The 12380-nt window shown below is 36.2% G+C and carries 10 protein-coding genes; 1 reads left to right on the top strand and 9 read right to left on the bottom strand.

What is annotated here, in order from left to right:
- Positions 1-51 precede the first annotated feature (51 nt).
- The 4 genes from GH741_RS16925 to GH741_RS16940 form a co-directional block, all read right to left on the bottom strand.
- A complete protein-coding gene (locus GH741_RS16925; protein ID WP_153737933.1) occupies positions 52-1224 on the bottom strand; it encodes an aminotransferase in 1173 nt (390 codons plus the stop codon).
- Positions 1221-1715 (bottom strand): Lrp/AsnC family transcriptional regulator, encoded by a 495-nt coding sequence (locus GH741_RS16930; protein WP_153737934.1) that lies wholly within the window; start codon positions 1713-1715, stop codon positions 1221-1223. Before GH741_RS16930 ends, GH741_RS16925 begins: the two co-directional genes overlap by 4 nt.
- Before the next feature lie 250 nt (positions 1716-1965).
- Positions 1966-2979 (bottom strand): LacI family DNA-binding transcriptional regulator, encoded by a 1014-nt coding sequence (locus GH741_RS16935; protein ID WP_153737935.1) that lies wholly within the window; start codon positions 2977-2979, stop codon positions 1966-1968.
- Between the two features lie 190 nt (positions 2980-3169).
- Positions 3170-4147, bottom strand: coding sequence for a LacI family DNA-binding transcriptional regulator (locus GH741_RS16940; protein WP_153737936.1), 978 nt, complete (start codon positions 4145-4147; stop codon positions 3170-3172).
- 404 nt (positions 4148-4551) lie between these two features.
- Here GH741_RS16940 and GH741_RS16945 point away from each other — a divergent pair, with 404 nt between their 5' ends.
- The gene (locus GH741_RS16945; RefSeq protein ID WP_153737937.1) at positions 4552-7623 is read left to right on the top strand and encodes a carbohydrate-binding domain-containing protein; all 3072 of its coding nucleotides are present in this window, start codon (positions 4552-4554) and stop codon (positions 7621-7623) included.
- Between the two features lie 95 nt (positions 7624-7718).
- Here the strand turns inward: GH741_RS16945 and GH741_RS16950 are convergent, their stop codons facing one another.
- The 5 genes from GH741_RS16950 to GH741_RS21675 all read right to left on the bottom strand — a co-directional run bounded on the left by GH741_RS16950 (position 7719) and on the right by GH741_RS21675 (position 12165).
- On the bottom strand, positions 7719-9773 hold the full coding sequence (locus tag GH741_RS16950) for a substrate-binding domain-containing protein (protein WP_153737938.1): 2055 nt from the start codon (positions 9771-9773) through the stop codon (positions 7719-7721).
- A 173-nt stretch (positions 9774-9946) separates the two neighbouring features.
- Positions 9947-10300, bottom strand: a complete 354-nt coding sequence (gene uraH / locus GH741_RS16955; protein ID WP_153737939.1) for a hydroxyisourate hydrolase — start codon at positions 10298-10300, stop codon at positions 9947-9949.
- Positions 10301-10318: 18 nt separating this feature from the next.
- Positions 10319-11290, bottom strand: a complete 972-nt coding sequence (gene pucL, locus GH741_RS16960; protein ID WP_170287654.1) for a factor-independent urate hydroxylase — start codon at positions 11288-11290, stop codon at positions 10319-10321.
- A gap of 20 nt (positions 11291-11310) precedes the next feature.
- Entirely contained in the window at positions 11311-11805 is a 495-nt protein-coding gene (gene uraD, locus GH741_RS21670; protein ID WP_170287655.1) for a 2-oxo-4-hydroxy-4-carboxy-5-ureidoimidazoline decarboxylase, read from the bottom strand.
- A gap of 90 nt (positions 11806-11895) precedes the next feature.
- Positions 11896-12165: a hypothetical protein gene (locus GH741_RS21675; protein WP_170287653.1), complete on the bottom strand. Its 270-nt coding sequence runs from the start codon at positions 12163-12165 to the stop codon at positions 11896-11898.
- Positions 12166-12380 lie beyond the last annotated feature (215 nt).

The following is a 12380-nucleotide window of genomic DNA, read 5'->3' on the forward strand; positions in this document are numbered from 1 at the left end:
AAAAAGAAAACCAAAAACCCTCTTATTTCTAAAGGATTTTTGGTTTAGCTCTTACAATTCATTTATAAACTTTTTAATTCGTTTCATTGCTTCATCTAATTGCTTTAATGACGCTGCATAAGAACACCGTATATACCCTTCACCGGTAGAACCAAATACGTTACCTGGTACAACTGCTACTCTTTCTTTTCTTAATAGCTGTTCAGCAAATTCCTCTGAAGATAATCCTGTTGATTTAATTGAAGGGAATACATAAAAGGCACCACCAGGCAAATGACAGTCCAGACCCATTTCTTTTAAGGAGTTAACAACAAAATTTCTTCTTTGACGATAGCTCTTTTTCATATCGAGAACACTTTTTTGACCATTTTTCAAAGCCTCTAACGCCCCGTGCTGGGCCATTGTTGGCGCACACATCATCGTATATTGGTGAATTTTGACCATTGCCTCGATAATTTCTCTCGGCCCAGTCGCATAACCTAATCTCCACCCAGTCATTGCAAACGCTTTGGAAAAGCCGGATATGAGAATCGTACGCTCTTTCATCCCTTTGATGAAAGCAAAGCTTGTGAAATCTTCATCATAGGTTAGTTCTGCATATATCTCATCGGATAATACAATTAAGTCATGCTTTTCTATCACAGCAGCAATTTTAATCAATTCTTCCTTTGTCAATACGGATCCTGTGGGATTATTAGGGCTACACAAGATAATCGCTTTTGTCTTTTCTGAAATTGCATCTTCAATTTGTTCCGGTTGTAGCTTGAATTCATGCTCTGGTTTAGTATTAATAATTATCGGATCCCCTCCAGCTAGCGTTACTGCTGGAGCATAAGAGACGAAGCCAGGCTCGATCACAATAACTTCTTCCCCAGGATTTATTAACGCCCGCAAAGCTAAGTCGATTCCCTGACTTGCACCTACAGTTACAATAACTTGATTATCAGGATTATAGTCAACAAAATATCTATGCTTTAAATAGTTACTAATTTCTTGACGGAGCTCGATCATTCCCGCATTAGCGGTGTAGGCTGTGTAACCTTGTTCTAACGAATGATAACTAGCCTCTATCACATTCCAAGGAGTAACAAAGTCAGGCTCACCAACTCCCAATGAAATGACATTATCCATATTTGCTGCTAAATCAAAAAAACGACGAATGCCTGATGGCTTCAAATTCGCCACTGTAGTTGAGAGGTGTGAATTTTTGGTTGAATGACTCATGGTGACACCGGAATTCTTTTATCCTCATCATCATCATCAAAAATAACACCATCATGTTTATATTTTTTTAATACAAAATGAGTGGTGGTTGATATTACTGTATCCAGCGTTGATAATTTATCAGAAACAAAACGGCTAATTTCAATCATTGTTTTCCCTTCAACAGATACAGATAAATCGTAAGCACCTGACATAAGATAAACTGCTTTCACTTCCGGGAATCGGTAAATTCGCTCTGCAATCTTATCAAATCCTAATCCTCGAACAGGAGTTACTTTTACATCAATCATGGCTGTAACTCCTTCATATTCTAAAACATTCGACCAATTGATTATTGCTGAGTAGCCAAGGATAGCATATTCCTTTTCTAACTTTTCTATCATATCTTTTGTTTCGTTAACAGTTAACTCCATCATTGTTGCAATGGTTTCAACCTCGAGCCGTCCATTTGTCTCTAAAAGCTCCAATAATTCCAATTCTTTCTCTTCCATAATGAGCCCACCTACTTTATATATATTATACACTGATAATTTAGACAATTTATCCTATGATACTATACTCAATAAAAAATATAAACACACACCTTCTAATTTATTAAGATTCACCGAAAGTATGCAAAAAATGCTTAGACTATAGCTTATTTTTTGAACACTACTCGAAAATTCAGGTACTTTAAACGTACTCACGAAAAATCTATAACAAAAGACTAACTAGTTGTGTAGTTAGTCTTTTGTTATAATATTAAAATTCTTTTTTAATTAATTTTGCTCCACAAGAACTCCTTATAACTAACTCAGAATCAACAATTACCGAACTAGAACCCATAACACCATTAATTAAATCAACAATCATATGTGTTGCAAGCTTGCCTATCTTTTGCTTATCCTGTTTCATTGTTGATAATGGTTGTTCAATATATCTGCTAATCTCGATGTCATCACACCCTATTATTGCTACATCCTCAGGAACCTTTAATCCATGTTCCTTAATGGCATGAATAGCACCAAGCGCCATTTGATCTGAGGCAGTGAACAATGCTCTAGGAATGTTACCACTTTTAGCTAGGAGTTTTTTCATGGATTGATAACCACTTTGTTCCGAAAAATCCCCATGCTCTACCCATTTTTCATTAACTTCAAGTCCAAATTCGGACATCGCTTGCAAAAATCCCTGTGTTCTTTCATTACCAACTAGTGTCGCTTGTAATCCACCAATATATGCAACTTCACGATGACCTAACAAGTAAAAATGCTCGACGACTTTTTTGCCTAGATTAAAGTTATCTGTCATGACAAACCCTGAACAATTACCAGTTAATTTAATATCTATACCGATACAAGGGATATCACTTTGATCCAATTCATGAACGGCTTGTTGAATTTCATCTCCACCAATAATAATACATCCATCCACTTGTGCTTCCTTGCACCTTAGCAAATAATCCGTCTTCTTCTGGCCGTTATCTTTTTGACCAGAAAAAAACATTAAATCATAACCTAACAATCCTATTTCTTTACTAATTGTATTAATGACATCAGCAAAGAAAGGGTGATTAAAATCAACTCTAACCCCGTAGATAACACCGATAACTTTCTTTTTTGCTTTCGTTTTCGTTTTATAGCCGACTTGTTTCATCACATCTAGGATTCTTTGGCGAGTTTCTTCACCAACGTCTGTATAGCCATTAATAACCTTAGAAACCGTGCCAGGAGATACCCCTGTCATTTCAGCAATATCTTTAATCGTCTTTTTCATTTTAAGACCTTCCTACTATTCTATTAGGATAGAATTAGTTTCTTCAATTTTTATCATATACATATTGTTCAAATACCCCAATAGTATTTCGTTAATACATAAGACAAATATCTACATTTTAACGAATTATTTCGACAAAAATTGTTTTTATTATAGGCTATGATTCGTTATTGTTCTATAATCTGCATGTTCATCCACATGTGTTTCGGATGACTAATTCTGAATCTACAATGACAGAACTAGTGCCCTTAAAACCATTAATTTGGTCAATGAGCATATATGCTGCTAGTCTTCCAATTTTATCCTTATCCTGCTTCATTGTAGATAACGGTTGCTCTATATATCTACTAATTTCAATATCATCACAGCCCACAACAGCTATGTCACTAGGTATTTTTAACCCATGTTGCTTAATTGCAGCCATTGCACCAAAGGCCATAAGATCCGATGCCACAAAAAGAGCGCGAGGTATGTTATCAGATTGAAATAGAATTTTTTTCATCGCCTGATAACCACTTTTTTCCGAAAAATCACCATGTTCTATCCACTTTTCGTGTGCATCCAATCCAAACTCTGTCATCGCTCGATGAAAACCTAAAGTTCTCTCACTACCAACCATCGCGCTCTTCCTACCGCCTATATAGGCAATTTCTCTATGTCCTAACAAATAAAAATGCTCAATCACCTTTTTCCCCAAATTTATGTTATCTGTCATTATATAACTTGAACTATCACCTTTTAACTTTATATCTATACCAATACAAGGGATATCACTTCGATCAAGCTCTTGGAGCGATTGCTCAGATTCCTCTCCACCAACAATGATACAACCATCCACCTGAGCCTCTTTGCACCTTTGGAGATAATCCTTATTGTCCACTAATCGAGAAATAAACAATAAATCATAACCTAAAAATCCGATTTCTTTGCTAAACATATTTATTACATCAACAAAGAAAGGATGGTTAAATTCAACTTTTCCTCCATAGATAACACCAATAATGTTTTTCTTTGTGTGTAGTTTTGTTCTATATCCTACCTTTTTTAGTGCTTCCTGCACCTTACGACGTGTCGATTCTCCGACATCTGAATAATTATTTATCACCTTGGACACCGTACCAGGCGATACCCCAGTCATTTCAGCTATATCTTTAATTGTTTTTTTCATATATTTAGACCTTCCTATTTTCGTTAAAACTATCTACCTTAATTAAGAATAGCTATTTTTTTGTTTGACTGCAATAACCTTTTAGTAGATTAACAAATCAACGAAACATTTCGTGACAATATATTTACATACTTTTAAATAATTAAACAGTAATATTGTCCTATCTTTCCATAAATAACCTCAGATTGTGTTGACTGAGAGAATTCGCGTTGCTATTATTACTTTGTAACGTTTCGAAAATATGAACAATGTAAGCGCTTAATAGTTACGAAAGTTTTCGTTTGGGGATGTGATGAAATTTAACTACTAGTAGAGAGGGGTTTAGATATTTAAAGTGCGAGATAATTTACTAGTTTAGGTGTAGTAGAAAAAACTATTACATAATAATGAGGAGGTTTTACATTTTGATAAAAAACAAGTTAAAGCGTTTTTTTGCGGTTTTAATGATTGTAATGTTACTAGGATCACTGCTCCCGCCGATGGTCGGTGCAGCAGAGGCAGATTTTGATAATTTAATAGTAGGATCTGCAAAAAAACCGTCTGAAGGTGGAGCATTACAAATCGTCGATTCTGGTGGACAAATGACTCTGGGTGATAAGAACGGGAACCCAATTCAACTCCGCGGAATGAGTACACACGGATTGCAGTGGTTTCCTGGAATACTTAATGAAAATGCTTTTTCAGCACTTGCCAATGATTGGGATTCCAACGCAATCCGACTTGCTATGTATGTTGGTGAGGATGGTTATGCAACAAGTCCTGATGTTATTAAACAAAGAGTAATCGATGGAATCGAATTAGCTAAGGCCAATAATATGTACGTAATTGTTGACTGGCATGTTCATGCTCCTGGAGATCCAAATGCTGATGTTTACAGTGGGGCAATGGACTTTTTTGAAGATATTTCTACTTTGTATCCTAATGATCCGAATATTATTTATGAGTTAGCTAATGAGCCAAGTAGCAATAGTAATGGTGGTCCAGGGTTGACTAACGATGCTGCGGGTTGGCAGGCTGTAAAAGATTATGCTCAACCTATTGTTAATATGCTTCGTGATAATGGTAATGAAAACCTTATCATTGTCGGAAGTCCAAACTGGAGCCAACGCCCAGATTTAGCTGCTGATAACCCAATTGAAGATGACAATACTATTTATACGGTGCACTTTTATTCTGGTACACATGCACCAGCATCAGATAGTACAGATAGAGAAAATGTCATGAGTAATGCAAGGTATGCTTTAGAAAATGGTCTCGCACTATTTTCATCTGAATGGGGAACTAGTGAAGCTAGTGGTAACAATGGCCCGTTCCTAGATGAAGCAGATGTATGGCTTGATTTCTTAAACGAAAATAACATTAGTTGGACAAACTGGTCTTTGACTAATAAAAACGAAACATCAGCTTCTTTCATGCCTTTTGAACTCAGGAAACAAGCTGCAACTGATCTAGACCCAGGAGATGACCAGGTATGGGCGCCTGAAGAGTTAAGTGTATCTGGTGAATACGTACGTGCCCGTATTAAGGGTATTTCCTATGAACCTATAGACCGTACTCCTAGAGAAGATTACTCAGATGTAATCTGGGACTTTGAAGATGGGACTACGCAAGGATTTGGACAGAATGCAGACAGCCCTAATGAAATAACAGTTACAAATGAGAATAATGCTTTACAAATCTCTGGTTTAAATACAAGTAATGATGTCAGTGAAGGAAACTACTGGGCGAATGCTAGACTATCTGCAGATAGCTGGGGGACCTCAATTGATGTATTAGGTGCAGAACAGTTGACAATGGATGTAATTGTTGATGAACCAACAACCGTATCGATTGCAGCTATTCCACAAGGTCCATCTGCTGGATGGGCAAATCCAACCAGAGCAATTCAAGTAACTCCAGACGATTTTGTTGATCAAGGCGATGGAACATATAAAGCTGTTTTAACCATTTCTAAAGCAGATTCTCCATCATTAGAAACAATTGCTTCAAGTCCAGATGATAATACAATGAATAATATTGTCCTATTTGTAGGTACAGAAAATGCAAATGTAGTTTCATTAGATAACATCTCTGTATCTGGAAATCGTTTAGTTCCAGAAAACCCAATAGTACATGCAGAATTAGGTGAAGCAACTCTCCCATCTGATTTTGAAAATGATACTCGTCAAGGCTGGGTATGGCATGCAGAATCAGGTGTTAAAAACGCTTTAACCATTGAAGAAGCAAACGGTTCAAAAGCTCTTTCATGGGATTTTGCATACCCTGAAGTAAAGCCATCCGATGACTGGGCATCTGCGCCACGTCTAGATTTCTGGAAAGATGATTTAACTCGTGGTGACAATGACTATGTTACATTTGATCTATACTTGGATCCTGTCCGTGCATCGGAAGGGGCGATTTCAATTAACTTAACCACTCAACCACCTGATGCTGGGTATTGGGCACAAGCTTCAGACACGTTTGAAATTGACTTAACAGCTCTAGATTCAGCATCACAAACGGATAGTGGATTATACCATTATGAGGTGAAAATTGATTTAAATACTATCACAAGTATAGAGGATGCTACTCAACTAAGAAATATGATTCTTATATTTGCTGATGTTGAGAGTGACTTTGCAGGAAGAGCATTTGTTGATAATGTAAGTTTTGAGTCTAAACCAGTTCAAGTTGTTACAAAACCAGAAGTAGTTAGTGGAAAAGTAATTCTTAATACTGATGATATAAATAATGTGAAGGATTCTGGTGAGCTAGTAGTTGATGTACAAGAAGAAGATCAAGTACAAGTAGACCTCACTGCAGAACAAGTTCAACTTCTAAAGGATAAAGGCGTCAAAATAACAATTAAGAACAAGGAAACTACTGTAACCATTCCTTCTGTAAATCTACCAGATGGTGACGTATCTATTAACGTTACTGAAGTAACAGACATTACGGATTCTGAAAATGCTGTAAGCTTTATAGTGGATCTCACTATTAATAACGGTGACACGATTGAATTTGATGAGCCTGTCATACTAACTTTCCGTGTTGACACTTCTAAAGTAGATGATACAGAAAACCTAGAAGTTCGTTATTATAATAAGGTCACTGGTAAATGGGAAACTGTTGGTGGCACTTATGAAGATAGTTTCATTACTGTAGAGATTAATCACTTTAGTATTTATGGGGTTTTTGAAGCGAATACTACAACTGATCCTGGTGATGGCACTACCGATCCCGGAGACGGTACCACTGACCCTGGTGATGGTACTACTGATCCCGGAGATGGAACTAACGATCCTGAAGATGATTCAGGTGAAGATGATGACAATCCAGATGTTGTAGATGTAGATAAAGATAAAGACTCTGATGATGATAAAGATTTACCAGCTACATCGACATCAATGTTTAACTGGTTGGCTATTGGCTTGATAATACTACTTGCTGGAACGATTTTAGCATTTTATGTTCGTAGAAAAAGACTACTAGAATAGAATAATAGAAAAGGCAAACTCCTTTGTAGAGTTTGCCTTTTCCTTATTTACATGGAACATCATAGTTATTACAATCCCAAGGAATACCACTTTATTTACCCATTTACTGCATTTACATTCGCCTTATTAATCACATACGTACTCAGCATCTCTATATCTTTAGTGCTTTTCTTTCCTGCTTCTAAATCATAGATTTTTTTAATTGCAAACTCAGCAAAAAGTTGTTGTCTTTGAGCAATAACTGCATCTAGAATTCCTTGTTTAATAAAGTTTATATTGTTTGGCGTATTATCGAAGCCTATAAATTTTTTATCAGTACTATCATGTTTCTTTGAATAAAGATAAATAACTCCGCCGAAATCAGAGTCTACACCAGCTACTAAATCGAAGCCTGAGCTCTTCTTTATTGTATTTTCAAGGTCTCTTAAACGATCCTCGTGATTGTAATGTCCTTTTTGCTCTCCAACAATTTTAATATTAGGGTGTTTTACCAGGACATCTTTGATTCCTTTTAAACGCATGTTCAAATTGTCTTGATCTTCATGCATGGCACTTAAAATAACGTTGCCTTTACCTTTTAATGTCTTTTCAATTAAGTTGCCCATATTGACGCCAGCATCATAGTCATCTGTACCAATAAAACTAAACCGCTTGCTATTAGAAATATCAGTATCAACACAAATAGTTTTTATATTTTCCTCAAAAAGCTTATCTATCACTGGTGCAAATCTCTTTTGACTTGCTGGTATTATAATCAGATAATCAAGTCCTTCTGATTTCAACTCGTTAATAATAGTCAATTGCTCTTGATCCGACACATCAACTAAATGCTTAATGATAAACTCATAACCGTACTTTCTAGCTGTTTTTTGACCGTTGTTTATCATTGCTTCAGTAAAAGGATGCCCCTGTTTTAAATTGCTCACAAAAGCTATTCGCTTGGTTTGCTTCGCTTTTCTATTAATTTTGTAGACTTTAATTGAATCATCTACATTGCCTACTACCTGCTGCAGCGTATTAGACAGGTCAAAAAGGATTTCATTGGATTGTTCCTGTTGCATACTTAACGATGCGGCTTCTTGTGTAGATGCTGCTGATTGCTGAGCAACTGCAGCAATACTTATTATAGAGTCAATAATGTTATCCTTAGCTTCATTTAAAACATTCATGTGCTCGCGCATCTCATTCTGGTTCGTTATAAGATTAATAACATTTGTATCTATACTATCAAAGGCTGTGCTGACATCATTGATTGTTTGTTGCTGTAGCTCGAATTTCTGATTGGTTGATTGAATTGAATTAACCACTTCGTTAAATTCTTTTGTTACCTCACTTATTATTTTATCAATCTCTGCCACTGAGGTAAAACTTTGATCGGATAGCTTTCTAATTTCACTAGAGACAACTGAAAATCCTTTTCCTGCCTCTCCGGCCCTAGCCGCTTCAATTGTTGCATTTAAAGAAAGTAGGTTTGTCTGGGCTGCAATATTAGTAATAACAGAGGTTATACCATTAATCTTGTTGACACTATCTTTTAATTTCTCGATCATTTTTATGACATGGACCATTTCTTCCTTTGTTTTATTGCCTGATTCAACCGTTGTTGATAATTTAGCATTTCCATGATCTTTTAATTCTTTTAAATCATTAATACCCTCTTCCATTGTATTAATCGCTTTGATAACATTTTTAAACTGTTCAGCTAGTTCTGTTGTTGATTTGCTACTTTTATCAGCATCCTCCGCTTGCTGTTGTGCTCCACGGGAAACAGTCATATTGACCTCAGTCATTGATTTAGACTGTTCGGAAGATTCACCTGCAGTTTCAATTACAACATTGGTTAGCTTTTTAATTTCTTCAATAGATTCCTGAAAATCCCTTATCGTTGTTGTGAATTTTTCCATAATGAAGGATAAGCTAGGGCTTTCTTTTGAAATCACACTTAATTTGCTGCTATCTTCCAAATTACCTTCCCTAATAAGTTCTGCAACTACATCAGAATAATCTTTTTTGTTTCTTTGCAGAAATAAAGTACCTATAATTCCTATAAAAGTTAAAACAAGCATAATATTTCCATACAATTCTGAAAACTGTCTAACCACAAATGCAGCAACAAAGAACACAGAAATAATGATAAGTGCCTTTTTCAATAGCCTCCGACCCTTCTGTCCTAATTATCCACTATTATAATTGGTATATATTCCTATAATAGACAAAATTGTGACATAAATCTACATATATATGCAATCGCTTTCAAATAATTTCTTACTATTCAAAAACGAGATAGCCTCTTATTAAGACTATCTCGTTTTTTGAACTAAGGTTAACTACCCCGATACACCTGGTACCCCCAAGGTGATACCAATAACGGAACATGATAATGTGCTTCTTTATCACTAACACCAAATCGAACAGGAACGCTGTCTAAAAAAAGTGGTTCTTTTAAATCGTTATTCAATTCTCTAAAATAGGCGCCAATGTGAAAAACAATCTCATAGTTTCCTTGTTGGATCTCTTCCTTTGAAAGTAATGGATAATCCAAGCGACCGTCACTGTTTGTAGTGACTGTTTTCAAATGGTCTAGTTGATTTCCATTTAAAACATATAAGTCTATCTTTACATTGGATGCAGGTTGTCCATGAGTTGAATCTAATATATGAGTCGTTAATCCAGACATAAAAAATCTCCTTTGTTCCTACTTTTCTATGCTTACCGATTCTTTTTCTTTTTCACTTTCGACATCTTCTTTTGTAACAGTGAAAACCTGGAATCCAAACGGCGGACGCGGCTCTGTATAGACTTTACCTTTAGAATTAGGAATTTCTTCAACAACTGTTTCCCATGTGCGATTTTGCGATTCAAAGGTGACATCCTTTAATTGCGGGAATCTTTCTAGAATACGATAGCCAATTTTATAAATTAAATTTTGAATTGATGGAGTTGTAAGCTCGTGAAAAACAGATGAGGCGATATCCTTGATTTGTTCAGCAGCTACATATGTTTTTGGGTCATCTGCATAAGCCTCATGAACATCTTGATATTGCCAGTGAATATTTAAGTAGATAAACAATGGGCGATTACTATCTTCTGGTAGGGTTGTATATTCATCGCGTATATAACCAACAAAAGAGTTCCCTTCAACCTTTATTAACTGCAAATCCAGTAAAGAGCTACTTTGACTAATCAATTCGACATCCTGTCCTTGCCGAGCGAATTTGGTACTTGCCTGTGCTCGTTCATTTCTAGAATGCTTAAAGACTATATTGCTCGGTTTTAACCCATTATCCGTCACCGTGGTTGCTGGTTCAAATGAGACTTCTTCTCCGGTCATTTCAACAGTTTCAAAATGAGGATATCTTTCCAAAAAAGCCTTTGCCACATAAGCAAGAAACCCCTCTGTTGTAGAGCCTTTATAGCTTCCCAAATGCCATTGTATGAAGTTTTTCATTGAGTCAGTTGCTACTACTAGTGAATTATCACCTTCAGTAAATGAAGATAGGAATTGTTTACCACCAACAGAGACACTGACATTCAATCCAAAAACAACATTTTCATTACCAGAAAAATCAGACTCTGGAATCTGTCTTACGCCTGTTAGTGGTTTCATATATGTACGGTAAGCAAAAACATCCTGTTTCCCATAATTCATAGTTCTTTCATTTGTCATCGTGTGATTCTCTCCCTTAATTAGCAAATTTTTTCTCGTAATCGAAATAAAGCAATTTTATAGATTTCGGAAAGCGCTGTATTAAATTCATTAGCAGGTGATTCTTTTACTCTTAGTTTCATTGCCTGATGAATATCGTCTTTGTATTTTCCCTTAACCGCGAAAATAAACGGAAAACCAAATTTATCTATATATGTTTGGTTTAGTGAATGGAAGCTCTTAAATTCTTCTTCTGTAAGATGTTTCAGTCCAGCACCTTGTTGTTCCTGGCTAGAATCTTCACTCATCTCAATTTTATCTCCTAAGTTTGGGTGAGCTCTAATTAGCTCCAATTTTTCTTCCTGTGGTGCATTCCTAACAATTTCGACCATTCGACTATGAAGAGCATCCAAGGACTGAAATGGACGAAACTCTTCAGCCTTTTTGGCTATCCAAGGGGAATGTTCGAACACTTCGCCAAACAGATTTATAAATTCATCTTTGCTAATTCGATTCAGATCTTCTAGTGTTACCATTTTCTGTCCCCCCTCAGATTAGTTATACTGGCTCATTATTTCAATTTAGTTACTTACAATGGTATAGATTATTCTGAAAATTGTCATTATTTAACATGCACAATTATCGGCTGTAAAACTAAGCAAAATGCATAAAGCGTCTTCTATATTAATGGCTCTTTTCGCATAATTTGTTGCTTTTGATGAAAAATGCGACGTAACTGCTACGTTGATTTGCGCTCCAGGCAGTCGCTTTCCGCGGGCAACGCTTCTCGGAAGAAAACCGCTTCCTGTGGGATTTTCAGCCGTCGCTTTTCCCGCACGCAGGAGTCGACTTCCCTCCGCTCCAATCACTATCCTATACGTAGTGTAGTTCAACATCTTAGAAGAGCTTTCGTTAAAGGGGAAAGTCCTTTTCACAAAGGAACACTAATACCAGTGTAGGCAGAATGAGTAGACTCCTAGTAAATACAAACCCTTTTTCTAAGTGCGATTTTGATCTAGGAAGATAATTCAGGTCCTGCGGTTATTCTTCGCATGAAAGCCGTTATTGCTTGTTTAAATGTAGTACTCAAACAAAGAACTATACCAACGTA

The sequence above is a fragment of the Aquibacillus halophilus genome (assembly GCF_009649745.1).
In the GTDB taxonomy this organism is placed as follows: Bacteria; Bacillota; Bacilli; order Bacillales; family Amphibacillaceae; genus Aquibacillus; species Aquibacillus halophilus.

What these genes read in the sequence shown, in the direction of transcription:
- GH741_RS16925 (WP_153737933.1), bottom strand. Translation starts at nt 1,224, where the DNA reads ATGAGTCATTCAACCAAAAATTCACACCTCTCAACTACAGTGGCGAAT.
- GH741_RS16930 (WP_153737934.1), bottom strand. Translation starts at nt 1,715, where the DNA reads ATGGAAGAGAAAGAATTGGAATTATTGGAGCTTTTAGAGACAAATGGA.
- GH741_RS16935 (WP_153737935.1), bottom strand. Translation starts at nt 2,979, where the DNA reads ATGAAAAAGACGATTAAAGATATTGCTGAAATGACAGGGGTATCTCCT.
- GH741_RS16940 (WP_153737936.1), bottom strand. Translation starts at nt 4,147, where the DNA reads ATGAAAAAAACAATTAAAGATATAGCTGAAATGACTGGGGTATCGCCT.
- uraH (WP_153737939.1), bottom strand. Translation starts at nt 10,300, where the DNA reads ATGTCTGGATTAACGACTCATATATTAGATTCAACTCATGGACAACCT.
- pucL (WP_170287654.1), bottom strand. Translation starts at nt 11,290, where the DNA reads ATGACAAATGAAAGAACTATGAATTATGGGAAACAGGATGTTTTTGCT.
- uraD (WP_170287655.1), bottom strand. Translation starts at nt 11,805, where the DNA reads ATGGTAACACTAGAAGATCTGAATCGAATTAGCAAAGATGAATTTATA.
- GH741_RS21675 (WP_170287653.1), bottom strand. Translation starts at nt 12,165, where the DNA reads ATGTTGAACTACACTACGTATAGGATAGTGATTGGAGCGGAGGGAAGT.